The following is a 16,798-nucleotide window of genomic DNA, read 5'->3' on the forward strand; positions in this document are numbered from 1 at the left end:
GCCGGCTGACAGCGGGCTCACACTATTGGTTGACGTTCGGCCAAACCGACGGCAGCTGCTTCGGTCCTCTTTCCCGTCGAGCCTGGGGCCTCGAAATAGTGGGGATAGCGCTGCTGGACGATTTCGAGCACCTCGAAGATGCGGCGAAGATGCGTTCGCATCGCCTCTTCCGCCGCAAACGCGTCGGCCTGCTCAAGCGCATCGACAATCCGCCGATGCTGGCCGAGGACCACCGACATGCTGTCGAGGCGCGGAAAAGACAGGAAGCGGAAGCGGTCCATGTGCAGCTTCGCCGCGCTGATGTCGGCCCAGATTCCGGGGAAGCCGGCATGGCTGGCGATGTGCTGGTGGAACAGCTCGTCCGACTTGAAGAAGCGCCTGTCGTCCGCGATTGAGGCGAACGTCTCCTGGACGGCCAGTTCGCCTTTGAGCACGGCAAGCAGGTCGGCACGGCGCGGGCTCTCGACCGCGCGCTTGATCAGGCCGACTTCGAGCGCTTCGCGCAGGAACTGCGATTTCTCGAGATCGGCAATCCGGAGCGGCGCCACCATGCTGCCGCGCTGCGGATAAATGTCGATCAAGCCAAGACCGGCCAGCCGGGCGAGCGCCTCCCTGACCGGCGTGCGGCTCACGCCAAGGGCTTCCGACATCGCCTTTTCCGAGATCACTTCATGCGGCTTCAGACGGAAGGTCAGGATCTGGTCGAGCAGAACCTCGAACGTCCTCGCCGCGACCGATACGCCGGGGCCGGTTTCGCCCAACCGCCCCTCGGTGGTGGTCCGCATTCCCAAAAGCCCTGCCATCGGCGACCCCTTATAGGCTCTGCAGCGTCAAGCCGTTCATGAAATGCCTGCGCAAGCAGCAGCGCCGACGTTATTCCTTGCGCGGAGAACCGCCGATGCGCGCCAGCAGGCCGCCATCGACGCGTACGACCTCGCCGGTGACGAAGGAGGCATCGTCGGACAGCAGGAAGGCGACGACTGCGGCAATCTCTTGCGGCCGGGCGGTACGGCCGAGCGGATGCATATTGTCGAGGATGCGCAGGATCTCGTCGGGCTTATCGTTGAGTTTGACCGCATCCCGCAGCATCGGCGTGTCGACCGCACCCGGAGCGACGGCATTGACGCGCACGCCGAGCGGCGCATAGTCGACGGCCATCGATTTGACCAGGCCGATCAGGCCGTGCTTGGCCGTGCTGTAGGCCAGAACCCCTTCCTGGCTGGCCAGACCCTGCACCGAGCTCATATGGACGATGGCGCCGCGGCTTTGCCGCAGCAGCGGCATCGCCGCGCGGGAGAGCAGGTAGGCAGCCTTGAGGTTGACGTTCATCACCTCGTCCCAAAGCGCCTCGTCCGTGGTCTCCACCGTTCCGTAACGCTGGATGCCGGCATTGTGGGAGAGCATGTCGAGCCCGCCGAACGCGGACCGGGCAAGCTCGACGGCGCGGCCACAGGCCTCAGTGTCGGCGGTCGAGCCAAGCACGGTGTGCACGGTCACGCCGCGCGCCGAAAGCTGCGCCGCTACCTCATCCAACTGATCGCCCGCCCGGTCGAACAGGATCAGGTCGACGCCTTGCTCGGCCAGTCTTTCGGCGACAGCACGGCCGATGCCCATGGCCGCCCCGGTGACCAGTGCGCGTTTTTTGAACTCAGCCATTTATCCTCCCTCGAACAGTTGCGCAGCGACTGCCATGGTAGCCGACGGGCGCCACTCGACGTGCTCTTTCCACCGAACCGGCCCAAGCGTGTTCGGCGTCATGTCGATCCTTGCATGAAAGCCAGCGTTTCCGCGCGCGTCGGCGCGCCGAGCCGTCCGCCAAAACGCAGGCATTTCAGGGCGGCGGCGGCGCTGGCCACTGCTATCGCCCGCTCTTCGTCCCAACCTTCGGCCAGGCCGAGAGCGAAGGTGCCGTGGAACACGTCGCCTGCCGCCAGGGTGTCGACGGCTTCGACCCGCGGCGACGGCAGATGACGGACGTCATTGCGGCCCGAGTAGCGGAACACGGTGCCGTTCGCGCCATCGGTGACCGCCACGAAGGCGCCGGTCCGTTCGCCGAGAATGGCGACGGCAGAACCGGCGGATATCTCCGGACCGCAAAGGATGCGTGCCGCCGGCAGCGAAGCAACGACATGCGAGGCGAGCGGCAGCAACCGGTCGAGCACCGGTCGCGACGCGACATCGGCGTCAAGGATCGCCGGGATGCCGCACTCGCGAGCCTTCGCCAGCGCCAGCGCGGCGGCTCCGGGCCAGCGGACATCGACCAGCACGGCGTCGAAGCGGGAAAAATCTGCATGTGGAAGACGGTCCGGATCGGCTTGCGTGACGGCATCGTAGAAGGGCACGATCATACGCTCGCCGGCGGCATCGACCAGGATCGTAGCAATGGCCGAGCGGCCGCCCTCGACCTTTCGCACCAGCGAACAGTCGACCCGCTCCGCCTCCATCTGGGCGGTGACGTCCCGGCCGACGGCATCGTTGCCGACGCTTGCCCATAGCCAGACCTGACCGCCCTGGCGGCTGGCCGACGCGGCCGCGCTTGCTGCCATGCCGGCCGCGATCTGCACGGCCTCGCTTGGCAGGAACTTGCCGGCGCCGGAGGGCAGGACATCGAGGCGCAAGATCGTATCGTAGGTGAGCGCGCCGACGCAAAGCAGGCGGGGCGCCGTCATTGCAGCCGGTAGCCGCGCTGATGGGCAATCGCCGTCATCACGCCTCTCAATTCGGCAAGGCCGCGAAGACGGCCGATCACGGGATAGCCGGGATGGGTGTGCCGCGCAGCGTCATCGATCAGCTCATGGCCATGATCCGGGCGAAACGGCAGCAACGCCGCCGGTTCGCCGGCGTCGCGGCGGCGTTGCTGCTCGTCGAGCAAGATCGAGACCACCGAGACCATGTCGACATCGCCGCTCAGATGCTCGGATTCCATGAACGAGCCGTCCGGGTCCTTGCTGACGTTGCGCAGATGCACGAAGTTGATCTTGTGCGCAAAGCGGCTGGCGATGGCGGGCACGTCATTGGCCGGGTTGGCGCCCAGCGACCCCGTGCACAAGGTAAGGCCGCTATTAGCCGATGGCACTGCGTCCAGGATAAAGGCGATGTCGTCCGCGTTCTTGACGATCCGGCACAGGCCGACGAGATCGCGCGGCGGATCGTCCGGGTGGATCGCCAACGTGACGCCCGCCTCTTCGGCCGCCGGCAGAACGTTTTCGAGAAAACGGACGACGTTCTCACGCAGCCGGTCGTGCGACAGGCTCGACTGCTCGGCCACCACTTCGCGCAATTCCGCTACGTCGTAGCGCTTGAAGGCGCCTGGCAGGCCGGCCATGATGTTGGCAAGCAGACGCTCTTTTGACGCACCCGGCGTCGTCTCGAACCATTCGCTCGCCCGCTGGAGAACATCGGACGCATAGTCGCGCTCCGATCCCTTGCGCTGCAGCATGTAGCAATCGAACGCGGCAAGCTCGTGCATGTTCATGCGGAGCGCCCGTCCGCCGCCCGGCAGCGGCGCAGCCAGGTCGGTCCGGGTCCAGTCGAGGATCAGCATGAAGTTATAGCAGACCGTGCGCACACCGCAGGCGCCGAGATTCCGTAAGGTCTGCCTGAAATTGTCGTAGAGCCGGTCGAGATCGCCGCGGCCGAGCTTGATGTCTTCGTGCACGGGCACACTCTCGACGACGCTCCATTTCAGGCCCATCGCCGGATCCGCCTCGATAAGCGCCTGGCGCTGCCTGATGGCGTCAATCGGCCAGACTTCGCCGTAAGGGATGTCGTGCAGTGCCGTCACGATGCCGGTCGCGCCGGCCTGCCTGGCATGGGCAAGCGTTGCCGCGTCGCTCGGCCCAAACCATCGCCACGTCTGCTCCATTCGACCTCCAGCCATGGAATTTTCGATGAGACCCCGGTGTATTGGATGCTACCATGGCAGTCAATTGCCGCAGTCCAGTGCCTGTGTCCGCGTTCGGGCGGCCGCCCTATGAGAGATTACAACGATACGTGGCGTTCAGATTGAACGGCTATTCAAGGTCCGAGTTTCGGCTGGCCCAAATCGCGCCGCGTTCGAACATCGTGCGCATTTGCGGCACGGCGAACTCGTCGGCGGTGTGCCCGAGCGCGCTGTAGAAGACGCGGCCCTTGCCGTAGCGGCGCTTCCAGACAACCGGCATGACGACGCCGGCGATGAAATCGAGATGCTCGCCGGTGAAAGTAGTCGTCGCCAGCACCTCGTTGGTCGGATCGACATGCATGTAATACTGCTCTGAACGGTAGGCGAAGCCGTCGATGCCTTGCACGACCGGATCGTCTGGACTGGTGATGTCGACGTGATAGTCGATGATGTTGCCGGGATGGGCGATCCACTGGCCGCCGGTCATGAACTGATATTCCGGTTCGTTGCGGAAGCTGTCGCACATGGTGCCGTGAAAGCCCGCAAGGCCGGTGCCGGCCCTGACGGCGCTGGTCAGGTTTTGCAGCTCCGGCTTTTCGATTGTCGACATGGTGATCACCGGGACAATGAGATCGAGCTTGCCCAGCTGCGGATCGGCAAGTGCCGAAGTCCCCTGCTCCAGCTGCACGTCGAAGCCGTTGCCGGCCAGCATCTCCTTGACGATTTCGGCGCTTCGGGCCGGGGTGTGACCTTCCCAGCCGCCCCAGAAAATCAGTGCCGTCTTGCTCATCGCATTGTTCCCTATTCCAGAATTCCAAAAGGCAGATCGGCGCGCATCGGCGCCGGCCGGGCGCAGCCATATCTGAGATCGATACGCCGCCCTGTCTCAGATGAAGAGATGATCGATTCCATGATTTCCAGGACATGGAGGGAAAGGTCGAGACTGGCGCGGTGTTGTCTGCCCGAGACGATCGCCTGCGCCATGTCGGCAAGGCCGAGGCCCCGGTAATTGCCGTCGCCATAGGAATTGATCTGATCGGCCACCGTCCAGTCGCCCTTGCGCTGGCTGGTCCTGATGTCGCCCTGGAACTGGTTGGGATCGGAGACGATCATCGAGCCCGTGGTTCCGTAAAGTTCGATGTGATTGTGTTCATGCTTCCAGACGTCGAAGCTGGTGGTGATCGAGACCGCGGCGCCATTCTCGAATGCGAGCAGCCCGGAAATATGGGTCGGCACCTCGACCCGGATGGTTTCGCCCTGGCGCGGTCCAGAACCGATGGTGCGGGTGGCGTAGGAAGACTTCGCCTGCCCGGTCACGGATTTTACCGGACCCAGGAGATTGACCAGGCAGGTCAGATAGTACGGTCCCATGTCGAGCATTGGCCCACCGCCGGGCTGATAGTAGAAATCCGGATTGGGATGCCAGAGCTCGTGGCCGGGCACCTGCATGAAGGCAGAGCCGGCGACAATGGTCCCGACCGTATCCTTATCGACCAGGCGCCGCGCCGTCTGGTGGGAGCCGCCAAGAAAGGTGTCGGGTGCGCAGCCGACGCGCACGCCCTTTTCGCGCGCGGCCGCGACCAGCCGCTCGGCGTCGCTGAGCGTCGTTGCCAGCGGCTTCTCGGAATAGACGTGCTTGCCTTGCCCGACAGCCTGCAGGCCGACCGGCACATGATGCTGCGGCGTCGTCAGATTGAGCACGATCTCGACGCGCGGATCGGCCAACAGCGCGTCGACCGGCATGGCAGCCAGGCCGTGGGCCGCTGCTTTCGCCTCGGCTGCCGCCCGGTTGATGTCGGCGACGCCGACAATGTCGAGCACCGGGAATTGTGGCGATGCCTTCAGATAGGCATCCGAAATGTTGCCGCAGCCGATAATGCCGACGCCGATCCTCCGCATGGGCTTCTCCTCAAAAGGCGGCATTGATGAAACAGCAGAACTCGTTTGTCACCCCCCTTTCGGCCGGACGACGTTATCCCGTGACAAGTATATACCTAGAGAGCCTCAGAACCGCTGCCCGATCACAATCGCGCGCCTATGCGCGAGCCGCTTGCTTTCGAGGTCGAACGGCCGGTACTCAGCAACACTGCTTCATGTAGCTTGCTCGACATTTCTGATGCCGGCTTTGAGCACAGCACAGATTTTCACCCGTAGAAGGACGCACATGATCCGCCCACAAGGAACCATCGCACCGATTCTGACGCCGTTCGAAAACGACGGCCGCATTGCCCGCGACCTCTGGATATCACACGCCAAATGGGTGCTGGATCAGGGAGCGCATTTCCTGTCGCCGTTCGGCACCACGGGCGAGGCGTTGTCCGTCTCGTTGCGCGAGCGCATGCAAGCGCTGGAGTGGCTGGTCGAGGCCGGCATTTCGCCAGGCCATCTGATGCCCGGCACCGGTGTCACAGCACTTGCCGAGACCGTCGAGCTGACGGCGCATGCCGTCGGGCTCGGCTGTGCCGGGGTGATGGTGCTGCCGTCGTTCTTCTATACGGCCGCCGGCGACAACGGACAGGCCCGCTACTATGGCGAGCTGATCGAACGGGTGGCGAACCCGGCGATGAGGATGATCCTCTACCACATCCCGCAGAATTCCGGCGTACCGGTGAGCCCGGCGTTGACCGCCCGCTTGAGCGAAGCGTTTCCGGATGTCGTGGTGGCTTACAAGGACAGCGCCGGCGATTGGAACAACACCGCGGCGGTCATTGCGTCAGCTCCAGGGGTCGCGGTGTTCCCTAGTTCGGAAGCACAGCTGACGAAAGGCCTCGCCAACGGTGCTGCGGGCTGCATCTCGGCGACGATCAATCTGAATGCCGCAGCGATCCGGGCCGTCTACGACGCTGCGCTGGCGGGAGAGGACATTACTGACGCGGATGCCGCCATCAAGGCGTTCCGCAAAATCATCCAGGACGCCGGCCTCATCTCCGCGATGAAGGCAGTGCTGGCGGTACGGTCCGGCGACAGACGCTGGCTGAACCTGCGCGCGCCGCATGAGAACGCGACGCAAGCCACCGGCGAAGCTTTGCTCGCCGCTCTCGGCCCGCTAGCCGACCATATCGGCCGGAGCTGACTATCGGGCCGTGTTCAGGGCGGCAGCAGCGCGTATCAGCGCCTTGAACGCATTCTCATCTATGTCTTCGCCCTCACGGATATCGATGGCGCGCCTGGTGTTGCCTTCGAGACTGGAGTTGAACAGGCCTGCAGGATCCGGCAGGGAGGCGCCCTTTGCGAAGGTCACCTTCACGACGTTCTTGTAGGTCTCGCCGGTGCAGATTATTCCGGCGTGCGACCACACCGGAACGCCTCGCCACTTCCACTCCTCGACCACTTCCGGGTCAGCCTGCTTGACGAGAGCGCGGACATGGGAAAGCGTCTTGCCTCGCCAATCGCCCAGCTCACTGATCCTCGCATCTATCAGCTGAGAGGGAGAGCTCTCTGCATTTCCTTCCATTGAGCCACTCTTCATCATCATTGTCGCTTTCCCTAGGGTTGTTGCCGCTCGCCCGTCACATGAATACCGCTAGTCGGCACCGGGTTTGCGGGAATGACTCGCATTCCACTCACATTTGCTCGCCAGGCAACTGGCCGGCTTGCTTTACCCAGTCGGTGAGTTGAGCTTCGTCGAGCTGGTCGTCCTCGCGGATGTCGAGGTAGCGCACGTCCTTGTGCTTGGACTCGCCTGGAGGGACAGGATGCAGCGACGTGCCGCGGAAGAAAGCCAGCTTGATGTACTTTGTGAAGCGATGGAAGTTGAGGAACCAGCCTTGACCCTCGACGCCATAGAAGGGCGAGTTCCATTTGACGGCCTTGCGCAGGTTGGGAACGTTGCGCTCGATGAGCGCGTCGAGGCGACGGCCGACGTCGCGTTTCCAGCCAGGCATGGCCGCGATGTAGGCCTGCACAGGAGCGTCACCATCACCGTTCGGAATCTGCGGGTTGCCGCCTGCGAGGAGGACCGGCTTGGCGGCTACAGGCTTGGCGGCGGGCTTCTTCGCGACCGCCGCTGACTTGATGGACGTCTTGTTGGCCATGCGTTCACTCCAATGCGCCGGTGCCCCCCGCGTTGCGCCACTTGGGAGCGTAAGGCAGCACGAACATGTACAGACCGGTAAGCAGGAGCAAGCCGAGTGGAAACAGCGGCAAGAGGTATACCCAGTAGGCGGGTTCCTTGCCTACTCCCAGGCTAATGAAGATGGCGGCGACGACCGCCGCAAAGATAATCGACAGCCAGCGGTGGATCTGCCGAACCCATTTGTTCCAATCCATTGAGACCTCCTCTGAAGACGAACCGAAGCGGATCGGGCGGCCCGTTTGGCGACTCCCGCCGGGCAGCCACGCCACTGAACGCATGCTTTACCAGCGCGCCAGTTGGGTGATTTGAACGAGATTGCCGCAGTTGTCGTTCAGCTGGGCGATGGTCGAGCCGGTTACTTCGGTCGGCGGCATCGTGATCTCGGCGCCGCGCGCTTTTATGCGCTCGTAGTCGCCCTTGACGTTATCGGTGAAGAACATGACCGCGGGCTGGCCCTGCTGGAAAATGGCTTGCTGGTAGGTCTTTGCAGCGGGGTTGTCATTGAGCGCGAGTTGCAGCTCGGCACCGTCCGGCTCGTCGGGTGATGCGACGGTCAGCCAGCGAAACGGCCCATTACTGAAATCGGCCTTCTTGGTAAAGCCGAGCATTTCGGTGTAAAAGCCCAGTGCCTTTTCCTGGTCGTCCACGTATACTTTGGCCAACTTGATCTTCATTGGCTTGCCTCCATTATCGCCTCGTGATGTCGCTCTGTAACAGAGCCCTTGGCTGGATGGCCCAGCGGATCTCAGTCCGTCCGCGCCAGAACCTGCTCCAGATCGTCAAAGAACCTCGGCCAGCCGACTTTGGCACCCCGGAAGTAAGGCTGCTGATCCGGCCGGAAGCCCGACTGTTCCATGCGCAAGCGGGCTCCGGTGCTCGTGGGAGTGAGGGTCCAGGAGACGACACTCTTGAGATCCTTAGTATCCCACGTGTAAGTCAGTGTTCTGTTCGGCTCGACCGTCTGCACCTGACATTCGACAGCGCCCCAGTCTGCGTGAAGATTGAAGCGGTGGTTCGCGACAGGTTTGAAGTCATTTTTCATGAGCCACTCCTCGATCAAGTGTGGTTGCGTGAGCGCGCGCCAGATCTTCTCGGGCGGATAAGCGATTTCCCGTTCAACAATGACGGAGAGTGTTTCGGTCGACGTTCGGTTCACTGGTCCATCCTTTTGAGCAGGTCTTCGAGGTCGTCGAACCGGCTCTGCCAGAACCCGGTCATCTGGCTTGTCCAGTCAATCAGGGGGGCAAGCGCAGCAAGCTGCGCGCTATAATGGGTCTGTCGCCCTGCATGGCGGTCGCGCACGAGCCCGGCCTGCCTCAAAACGCCGAGATGTTTTGACACGGCCGGTTGCGAGATCCCGGCCTGAGCCGTTAGAGCCCCGACCGTCTGCTCTCCTTCGCGACACAGCCGCTCAAAAATAGCGCGCCGAGTCGGATCGGCAAGCGTTCTGAAGAGTACATCGTGAGCGTTTGGCATTGGGATCGATAACCCTTCGGCTATTGATCGATGTATAACCACCGGGATATGTGTGAGTCAAGCGGGAAGCGGCATAATTCTCGTTGCAGGAGCGATCACCTGCTTCGCTCACACAGCGGTCTTCAAGAAGTGGAACGAGAAAATGGTCGCGCGCCGCGACAGTCGCTGACCTGGGGCAGCCTGGTGTGCCAAAGTACTCTGCGCTGGAATCGTCAAGTATGATGCGCTATATGACTATCTACATGGTCAGGAGCGTGACATGGACGCGGTCAATCTGGCGGACGCCAAGGCACATCTGAGTGAGCTCGTCGACCGGGTCGAAGCTGGAGACTCGATCGACATAACCCGGCGTGGCAAGCCGGTCGCTAGGCTCACGGCCGTGGCCCGCCCTCGCAAACGGATCGACGCCGTCGTGCTCCAATCCCTGACCGCAACCATGCCTCTGCAGGCTCAGGCTGCCGCCGATCTGGTGCGATCGATGCGAGATGGCGATCGCTATTGACGTCCTATCTCGATACTTCGCTGATCATCGCGGCGCTATCCAACGAAGCCATGACCGCGCGCGTTCAGGGCTGGCTGGTGGAGCAGGACCCAGCGCAACTTGTGATCAGCGGCTGGACCATCACCGAGATGTCCTCCGCCATGGCGATCAAGCTTCGGACCGGACAGATCGACCTGGAGCAACGCGCGGCAGCGCTCGCGATGTTCAATAGGCTTGTCGCTGAGAGCTTCACCGTGCTGCCGGTGACGGGCGGGCATTTTCGGGTCGCCGCGAAATTCGCCGATCAGCATATGCTCGGGCTTCGTGCTGGCGACGCCCTGCACCTCGCGACGGCATCGGAGCATGGCGCCACGGTGTGGACCCTCGACCAGCGGCTCGCCGAGGCAGGACCGATTCTCGGCGTGCCGACGCAGTTGCTGGCATGATCGAGGCCCTCTCCTCCAAAATGAATAAACCGATTGGCTGCAATTCTTGACCTTGACGACTTGTGGATATACATTTCTTCCAGCGTATATCTAAGAGAGGAAGTGGCATGCAGGTCGCCAAATGGGGAAACAGTCTTGCGGTCCGCCTTCCCGCCGCTGTGGTCGAAGCGCTTGAACTCAGGGAAGGCGATGAGATCGAAATCCATGTCGCTGACGCCCGCCAGCTTGGCGTCGCGCGGAAGCCCGGGCGTGAGGAGTTGCTGAAGCGTCTCCGCGCCTTCCGCGGTCGGCTTCCCGCTGACTTCAAATTCGATCGGGACGAGGCAAATGCCCGTTAGTTTTTTCGATACCAATGTCCTTCTTCATATCGCGTCAGGCGACACGGCGAAGGCGGATCGGGCCGAGGCGGCCATCGCCGATGGCGGGGCGATCAGCGTGCAGGTTCTCAATGAACTCACCAATGTCGCGCGTCGGAAGATGCAAATGTCATGGGACGACACGCATGCGCTGCTGACCACGCTGCGCGGCCTGTTGACGGTTCATCCGCTCACGCTCGAGACCCACGAAACAGGATTGAGGCTCGCCGAGCGGTACGGCCTTTCCACCTATGACGCGATGATCGCCTCCGCGGCGGTTCACGCTGGCTGCGATACACTTTGGTCGGAGGACATGCAGCACGCAATGGCGCTCGACGAAGGCTTGCGCATCGTTAATCCCTTTCGCGTTGCGAGCTGATCACGCTCATTGAAGGGGGCTGGCCGGGAGCGAACTGGCGGCTTTCGATGTTGCCGAGCGGCGCGTCGGGCACGGAGAGCGATGCTGTCAACCACAAGCGTCTGCGCGGGCGAGGAGAAAGGCCGCTTCGCGCACGTTGCGGGTGAGCTTGGCCGCAGCCTCGAATTCGGCGCGGGCCTCGGCCAGCCGGCCGGCCCGAAACAGAAAATCGCCCCTCGCCGCCGGCAATGGCGCATAATTGCGCAAGGCGGCGGCGTCGGCAATCTCGTCTACCAACCGCAGGCCCGCTTCGGGCCCGAAGGCCATGCTGTGGGCGACCGCTCGATTGAGATCGACCACCGGCGAGGGCATCACTGCACGCAGCCGGTCGTAGAGCGCTGCGATCCGGGGCCAGTCGGTGTCGGCCGGACTGCGCGCCCGCGCGTGACAGGCTGCAAGCGCGGCCTGCAACACATAGGGGCCATCGCCCCCGAGGGCTTCGGCACGGGCCAGCGCGTCAAGGCCTCGGCGGATCAGCAGCTGGTCCCAGCGCGCGCGGTTTTGCTCGGTCAGGGTCAAGAGGGCGCCGTCCGGCCCGATGCGTGCCGGCAGGCGCGATGCCTGGATTTCCATCAGAGCCAGCAGGCCGAACACCTCGGCATCCTCGGCCATCAACCCCGCCAGCATGCGGCCGAGCCGTTGTGCCTCCAGGCACAGGCTCGGCCGGACAAGGTCGTCGCCTGCCGTGGCAGCATAGCCTTCATTGAAGATGAGATAGATGACCTCCAGCACCGAGGACAGACGCGCCGCACGCTCGGCGCCGCGCGGCACCTCGAAGCTGAGCCCGGCCTTTCCGATCGTCCTCTTTGCGCGGACGATGCGCTGGGCGATCGTCACCTCGCTCGACAGGAAAGCACGGGCGATCTCGTCTGTCGTCAGGCCGCCGATGACACGCAGCGTGAGGGCCGCGCGGGCGTCGGCCGAAAGTATGGGATGGCAGGCTGTGAAGATGAGGCCCAGCAGCTCGTCGCCAAGATCGTCGTTCATGGCCATTTCGTTTCCCTCGGCCGTACCATCGCACTCGCCGTCCAGCTCCCGCGCGATCTCCTCATGCTTGCGCTCGCGCATCTTGTCGTGACGGATCGCGTCGATGGCGCGGCGTTTGGCGACCGTCATCAGCCAAGCGCCGGGATTGGCCGGAACGCCGGTCCTGGACCATTCGGATAAGGCTATGACCAGGGCGTCCTGCACCAGTTCCTCTGCAAGATCGACATTGCGCACGAGGCGGGCCAGGCCCGCGATGAGCCGGGCTCGTTCAATGCGAAAAATCGCCTCGATCGCCTGCTGCGTCTCGCCTGCCGTCATGCTGCCTTATCGGCCAAAGCCATAACGAAGGCAAAGCAGGTTGCGGCCGACAGGTTCAGTTGCCGCTAAGCTTCTCACGCGCCCGGTCATGGATTTCCGCGACCTCCGGCATCAGATTCCCATTGCCAATCAGCCATCTCGTACAGCGGCCGGATTTCAATCTCGCTCGGTCCCGGCATGGGATTGGGGCAGCGCTTCACCCAGGCGACCGCCTCGTCCATGTCCTTGACTTCCCAGAGCCAAAAGCCGGCGACCAGTTCGCGGGTCTCGGCGAAAGGCCCGTCGATGACCGTCCGGCGGGGACCATCGAACGCAACGCGCTTGCCCTGCGAGGAGGGCTTGAGGCCATCGGCGTCGAGCAAGATGCCGGCATTGCGCAGCTCGTCGTTAAACCTGCCCATCGCCTCCATCGCCTCCTTCGCCTCGGGCGTGGGGACAAAGCCCTTTTCGCTGTCCTCGGTAGCCTTCACGAGCACCATCACACGCATCGTCTGTCTCCTTGTTGAGCCGGACTCACCGGCCGGCATCGAAACGACGAACGGAGTTTAGGAAATCGACATTGTCCTGCAAATTTTTTTCGAGGTTGAGGAGAAAGCCGCCGATCGCGGCTCGTCTGGTCAGGAATCGCGATGGCGCGATATCGAGATTGGGCGCAACGCTGGTCGCCGATTGTAAGTAATTGAGTGGCTCGCCTAAACCATTTCGGGACGTTTTGAAGCCTCGCGGATCGCCTTGTGTACGCTGCGCTGCAAATCCATAAAGGCCGGGGTTTCCATGACCTCTTCCCGGCGCGGGCGCTCGATATCGACATTGAAGGTCTGCATGATGCGTCCCGGGCCGATCCCCATCACGACGATGCGGTCCGACAGGTAGACGGCTTCTTCCACATCATGGGTGACGAAGAGCACGGTGAGCCTGTGCTCCTCCCAGATCTGCGTCAGGAGTTCCTGCATCTGATGCCTGGTCAAGGCATCGAGCGCGCCAAAGGGCTCGTCCATCAGAAGCATTTTGGGTCGATAGGAAAGAGCACGCGCTATGGCCACCCGTTGCTTCATGCCGCCCGAAAGCTCAGACGGATAACGATTGGCGCTGTGAGGGAGCTTGACCAGATCGAGATGCTCGCGTGCTATCCTGCGGCAGGTCGCGCGATCATGACCCGCGGCCTTGAGGGCGAACTCGATATTCTGCTGCGCCGTCAGCCAGGGAAGCAGGGTGTAGGACTGGAAGACGACGCCGCGGTCGAGGCCCGGCTGCAGGATTGGCGCGCCATCGATGGCAAGATCTCCCGCGTCGAAATCCTGCAGTCCGGCAACGATCGACAGCAGCGTGCTCTTGCCGCAACCCGACGTGCCCACCAGCGAGACGAACTCGTTGTCGGCAAGATCGAGATTGATATCGCGCAGCACTTCCGTGCGCCGCGCGCCCGTGCCGAAGCTCTTGTGGAGACCCTCGATCCGCAGTTTGGGCAAACTCATCGGCCCGGCCTCATTGCACGTGGCCCTCCTGCCGGAACAGCACTTTTCCCAGTGCCTTCATGACCTGGTCGGTAATGAGGCCAAGCACGCCCAGCAGCAGGATGTAGCCGATGATGGTGTTTGTCTGGAAATAACGCTGGGACACGGTGATGCGGTAGCCGAGCCCTGATGTCGCCGCGACAAGTTCCGCCAACACCAGCCAGGTCCATGCCCAGCCGAGACTGATGCGCAACGTGTCCCAGATGCCTGGCAAGGCGCTGGGAACCACGATGCGGGTCAAGATCCTGCGATCCGGCAGGCCGAGTGTCCTGCCAAGGCCAATGAAATCAGCGGGAACCCGCTTCACATTGTCCATGATCATCAGCACCTGCTGAAAGAAGGTGCCGATGAAGATGATCAGGAACTTCTGGGCATCGCCCGTCCCCGACCACAGGATGGAAAGGGGCACGAAAGCGACCACCGGCATGTAGCGGATGAAATCCACAAGCGGCTCGATCGCCGCTTCCCAAGTCCTGAAGCTGCCGATCAGCACGCCAATCGGAATCGCCAATGCCGAGGCGATGAGGAAGCCAACAGAAATACGGTATATCGAGGTCCTGAGATCCAGCCACAGCGTGCCGTCACCCGAGAGCTTGCCGAGCTGGGTCACCACGCTCCCCGGCGAGGGCAGGAAAATCGGCTTTACCAGCCCCAGCCCTGTTGCCGCCCACCAGGCGAGGCCGAGGCCGGCAAAAACCGCCACCGCTAACTTCCGCCCGCGGGCGCGGGCGTGGGGCGCGCCGATCCGGGCGGTTCGGCCACGGCGCATCGGCTGTTTGATCACCGGCCCCGGCGCTGCGTGAGACGGGCTTGGCTTGGTCGCACGCTGCTCGGACATTTGCGTCACCACCGCGAGCCGGCCCTCGTCATTTCGCGGCCTTGACGAATGACGGGTCGATCATCTGCTCCGGCGTCACGTCCGCCTGAAGCAGCCCGGCGTTCTTGGCGGCTGCCTCGACATCGGCGAATGTCTTGGTGGAAAATTCGCCCGTCAGCGCATCCTTGTTTTCGGCGAGAGTATAGTATCGCACGCCATCAAAGGCGGTGTTGAGGTCTTCGACGCTCGAACCGACCGCCTTGGAGATGATCGCCCGGCCGTCGGGCGTGTCGGCATTGTAAGCCTTCAGGGCCGCATCCCAGGTCTTGATCATGGCAAGCACCTGGCCGGGACGCGACTTGATCACCTCATCGCGCACCACGAACACGTCACTGATCAGGCCGGGATCTTCGCCTGCGGTGAAGAGCAGCTTGACGTCCTTGTTCTGTGCCCTGGCCGCGGTGAGATAAGGCTCATAGGTAACCGCGACCGGAACCTGGCCAGCGATCAACGCGCTGCCGGCATCCGCCGCCGGCATTGGAACCGGCTGGACATCGGCGATGGACATGCCATTCTTGGCGAGCGCGTATTTGAGCAGGATGTCGCTCGTCGTGCCTTCCTCGAAAGCCACCTGTTTGCCCTTGAGGTCGGCGACGGAGGCGACGTCCTTGCCGGCGATCATGGCGTCTGCCGTCATGCTGACGTCGAGCAGAAGCACGATCTTCACCGGCAGGCCCGCCGCAACCATTCCCATAGCCGTGTGGGTCGCGATGTTGGCGGCATCGAGCTGGCCGCTCGCCAGGGCGGCGTTGATGTCCTTGTCCTCGGCGAAGTTCACGATCTGCACGTCGGACAGCCCGTTCGCCTTGAACAGACCCTTGGCTTCGGCGACGTGCCACTGGCCGTAGCCAAGCCATGGCTCGATGCCGATCTTGAATGTTCCTGCCTCAGGCGTCGCCGGAATTGTCGTGTCGGCCGCGTAGACCGCCGGGGCAAACCCGACGGCAGCAGCCATAACGAGTGCCCGAAATTGTCCTGCTAGGTTACGCATCATCTTGTTCCCCTTGATGATCAGGCCGCTTTTTTTGAGCCAAACATCCGGCCTGGTGAGAATGCGGGCTTCTGCTCTTGCGGCATCGTGCCTCGGCATCTTAGCTGTCAGTTCAACCGAAGTGCGACGACACTTCAACGTCAGCAACAGCGGATGTCAAGGCTAAATACATACATGCATATACAAGTTAGACACCTCTTTCCGACTCTGAATCGCTCCACTGCGATCAGGTTTTTTTGGACGGAGAATACCGACTGCCAAGCGAGTAGCGGCTTCCAACGTAAGTCAGCTTGCTGATCGTGGCAACGACGGCGCCCGTCCATGTCCGGCGATGCAGAAGCAGGCAGCAGCTGCCGGTATCGATGCCCAGATACCGCGCCGTCTCGGCATCGGCAGGGGTCGCCGAGATGATGTGCTCGACCTCCGTCACCGGGGTTTTCTGCATGAGGTAGTCGTAGGTCGCTGTCCTGGAAAAATCCTGCTTGTCATAGTCGGGTATCAGGCCCGGGTTGACGAAGCGCTCTTCCAATTGCACAGGCAGATCGTTCTCGAAGTTGACGACGATGGAATGATAGACCGACACGCGCTTTGCAAACTCGAACGAAAGCGCGAGCTCCTTTGTCGGCATGATCTTTTCGAGGACGATAACCTCGGAGCGATGCCTGTTTCCCCGCGCGACAATTTCCGCCGCGATGTTGTTGATCTCGATCAGTGCGGATTGCGGTCGAGGTGGCGCGATGAATGTGCCGACGCCCTGGAGCCGGATCAGAAAACCCGCAGAGGTCAACTCCCGCAAGGCACGATGGACCGTCATCCGAGACACGCCGAGTGTCGCCACGAATTCATTTTCGGACGGCAGCTTGCGGTCCTTGCTCCATCGCCCCGTTCCGATGTTCGTCAGGATGTAGTCCTTGACCTTCTCGTAAAGAGGGCTGGCGGTGTCGGGCAAAGTGATCATTTCAAAAATCCTTTCCGG

At 62.6% G+C, this 16,798-nt stretch carries 23 protein-coding genes; 5 read left to right on the top strand and 18 right to left on the bottom strand.

Features of this window, described 5'->3' with window-relative positions:
- Positions 1-17: 17 nt before the first annotated feature.
- From NKI97_RS08610 to NKI97_RS08635, 6 genes are all read right to left on the bottom strand, one after another.
- Complete coding sequence (locus tag NKI97_RS08610; RefSeq protein ID WP_352451507.1) at positions 18-803, bottom strand: GntR family transcriptional regulator; 786 nt, start codon at positions 801-803, stop codon at positions 18-20.
- A gap of 70 nt (positions 804-873) precedes the next feature.
- Positions 874-1,656 (bottom strand): SDR family NAD(P)-dependent oxidoreductase, encoded by a 783-nt coding sequence (locus NKI97_RS08615; protein ID WP_023676169.1) that lies wholly within the window; start codon positions 1,654-1,656, stop codon positions 874-876.
- A 98-nt stretch (positions 1,657-1,754) separates the two neighbouring features.
- Positions 1,755-2,669, bottom strand: a complete 915-nt coding sequence (locus NKI97_RS08620; RefSeq protein ID WP_352743984.1) for a PfkB family carbohydrate kinase — start codon at positions 2,667-2,669, stop codon at positions 1,755-1,757.
- Positions 2,666-3,865, bottom strand: coding sequence for a mannonate dehydratase (uxuA, locus tag NKI97_RS08625; protein ID WP_352743985.1), 1,200 nt, complete (start codon positions 3,863-3,865; stop codon positions 2,666-2,668). The genes NKI97_RS08620 and uxuA overlap by 4 nt, the downstream gene beginning before the upstream one ends.
- Before the next feature lie 148 nt (positions 3,866-4,013).
- Positions 4,014-4,673 (bottom strand): ThuA domain-containing protein, encoded by a 660-nt coding sequence (locus NKI97_RS08630; protein WP_352680924.1) that lies wholly within the window; start codon positions 4,671-4,673, stop codon positions 4,014-4,016.
- Positions 4,674-4,684: 11 nt separating this feature from the next.
- Positions 4,685-5,782 (bottom strand): Gfo/Idh/MocA family protein, encoded by a 1,098-nt coding sequence (locus NKI97_RS08635; protein WP_352743987.1) that lies wholly within the window; start codon positions 5,780-5,782, stop codon positions 4,685-4,687.
- A 265-nt stretch (positions 5,783-6,047) separates the two neighbouring features.
- Between NKI97_RS08635 and NKI97_RS08640 the strand changes: the two genes are divergently transcribed.
- Positions 6,048-6,956 carry a dihydrodipicolinate synthase family protein gene (locus NKI97_RS08640; RefSeq protein ID WP_352833557.1) on the top strand — a complete coding sequence of 303 codons (909 nt, stop codon included), beginning with the start codon at positions 6,048-6,050 and terminating at the stop codon, positions 6,954-6,956.
- Here NKI97_RS08640 and NKI97_RS08645 read toward each other — a convergent pair whose 3' ends face one another.
- The 6 genes from NKI97_RS08645 to NKI97_RS08670 all read right to left on the bottom strand — a co-directional run bounded on the left by NKI97_RS08645 (position 6,957) and on the right by NKI97_RS08670 (position 9,434).
- A complete protein-coding gene (locus tag NKI97_RS08645) occupies positions 6,957-7,355 on the bottom strand; it encodes a DUF1801 domain-containing protein (protein WP_352744055.1) in 399 nt (132 codons plus the stop codon).
- 91 nt (positions 7,356-7,446) lie between these two features.
- The gene (locus NKI97_RS08650; protein ID WP_352833560.1) at positions 7,447-7,917 is read right to left on the bottom strand and encodes a DUF1801 domain-containing protein; all 471 of its coding nucleotides are present in this window, start codon (positions 7,915-7,917) and stop codon (positions 7,447-7,449) included.
- Between the two features lie 4 nt (positions 7,918-7,921).
- A complete protein-coding gene (locus NKI97_RS08655; RefSeq protein ID WP_352547400.1) occupies positions 7,922-8,152 on the bottom strand; it encodes a hypothetical protein in 231 nt (76 codons plus the stop codon).
- An 87-nt stretch (positions 8,153-8,239) separates the two neighbouring features.
- Positions 8,240-8,632 carry a VOC family protein gene (locus NKI97_RS08660; protein ID WP_352833562.1) on the bottom strand — a complete coding sequence of 131 codons (393 nt, stop codon included), beginning with the start codon at positions 8,630-8,632 and terminating at the stop codon, positions 8,240-8,242.
- A gap of 71 nt (positions 8,633-8,703) precedes the next feature.
- Complete coding sequence (locus tag NKI97_RS08665) at positions 8,704-9,114, bottom strand: SRPBCC family protein (protein ID WP_352833565.1); 411 nt, start codon at positions 9,112-9,114, stop codon at positions 8,704-8,706.
- Positions 9,111-9,434 (bottom strand): ArsR/SmtB family transcription factor, encoded by a 324-nt coding sequence (locus tag NKI97_RS08670; RefSeq protein WP_023716560.1) that lies wholly within the window; start codon positions 9,432-9,434, stop codon positions 9,111-9,113. The genes NKI97_RS08665 and NKI97_RS08670 overlap by 4 nt, the downstream gene beginning before the upstream one ends.
- 259 nt (positions 9,435-9,693) lie before the next feature.
- Here NKI97_RS08670 and NKI97_RS08675 point away from each other — a divergent pair, with 259 nt between their 5' ends.
- From NKI97_RS08675 to NKI97_RS08690, 4 genes are all read left to right on the top strand, one after another.
- Complete coding sequence (locus NKI97_RS08675; protein WP_352451010.1) at positions 9,694-9,936, top strand: type II toxin-antitoxin system Phd/YefM family antitoxin; 243 nt, start codon at positions 9,694-9,696, stop codon at positions 9,934-9,936.
- A complete protein-coding gene (locus NKI97_RS08680; RefSeq protein ID WP_352743996.1) occupies positions 9,933-10,361 on the top strand; it encodes a type II toxin-antitoxin system VapC family toxin in 429 nt (142 codons plus the stop codon). Before NKI97_RS08675 ends, NKI97_RS08680 begins: the two co-directional genes overlap by 4 nt.
- A gap of 107 nt (positions 10,362-10,468) precedes the next feature.
- Positions 10,469-10,699 carry an AbrB/MazE/SpoVT family DNA-binding domain-containing protein gene (locus tag NKI97_RS08685; protein WP_023676182.1) on the top strand — a complete coding sequence of 77 codons (231 nt, stop codon included), beginning with the start codon at positions 10,469-10,471 and terminating at the stop codon, positions 10,697-10,699.
- Positions 10,689-11,096: a PIN domain-containing protein gene (locus NKI97_RS08690; protein ID WP_352451008.1), complete on the top strand. Its 408-nt coding sequence runs from the start codon at positions 10,689-10,691 to the stop codon at positions 11,094-11,096. The genes NKI97_RS08685 and NKI97_RS08690 overlap by 11 nt, the downstream gene beginning before the upstream one ends.
- A gap of 87 nt (positions 11,097-11,183) precedes the next feature.
- On the opposite strand, the gene NKI97_RS08695 is transcribed toward NKI97_RS08690, so the two are convergent.
- The 6 genes from NKI97_RS08695 to hutC form a co-directional block, all read right to left on the bottom strand.
- Positions 11,184-12,440 carry an RNA polymerase sigma factor gene (locus NKI97_RS08695; RefSeq protein WP_352634581.1) on the bottom strand — a complete coding sequence of 419 codons (1,257 nt, stop codon included), beginning with the start codon at positions 12,438-12,440 and terminating at the stop codon, positions 11,184-11,186.
- A gap of 86 nt (positions 12,441-12,526) precedes the next feature.
- Complete coding sequence (locus NKI97_RS08700; RefSeq protein WP_352451006.1) at positions 12,527-12,928, bottom strand: YciI family protein; 402 nt, start codon at positions 12,926-12,928, stop codon at positions 12,527-12,529.
- Between the two features lie 204 nt (positions 12,929-13,132).
- Positions 13,133-13,915 carry an ABC transporter ATP-binding protein gene (locus NKI97_RS08705; RefSeq protein WP_352451005.1) on the bottom strand — a complete coding sequence of 261 codons (783 nt, stop codon included), beginning with the start codon at positions 13,913-13,915 and terminating at the stop codon, positions 13,133-13,135.
- A 10-nt stretch (positions 13,916-13,925) separates the two neighbouring features.
- Positions 13,926-14,723 carry an ABC transporter permease gene (locus NKI97_RS08710; RefSeq protein WP_352833648.1) on the bottom strand — a complete coding sequence of 266 codons (798 nt, stop codon included), beginning with the start codon at positions 14,721-14,723 and terminating at the stop codon, positions 13,926-13,928.
- 97 nt (positions 14,724-14,820) lie between these two features.
- Complete coding sequence (locus NKI97_RS08715) at positions 14,821-15,822, bottom strand: ABC transporter substrate-binding protein (RefSeq protein WP_352615287.1); 1,002 nt, start codon at positions 15,820-15,822, stop codon at positions 14,821-14,823.
- 226 nt (positions 15,823-16,048) lie between these two features.
- The gene (hutC, locus tag NKI97_RS08720; protein WP_352833568.1) at positions 16,049-16,780 is read right to left on the bottom strand and encodes a histidine utilization transcriptional repressor HutC; all 732 of its coding nucleotides are present in this window, start codon (positions 16,778-16,780) and stop codon (positions 16,049-16,051) included.
- Positions 16,781-16,798: the final 18 nt, after the last annotated feature.

It is taken from the genome of Mesorhizobium sp. M0296 (assembly GCF_040321675.1).
In the GTDB taxonomy this organism is placed as follows: Bacteria; Pseudomonadota; Alphaproteobacteria; order Rhizobiales; family Rhizobiaceae; genus Mesorhizobium.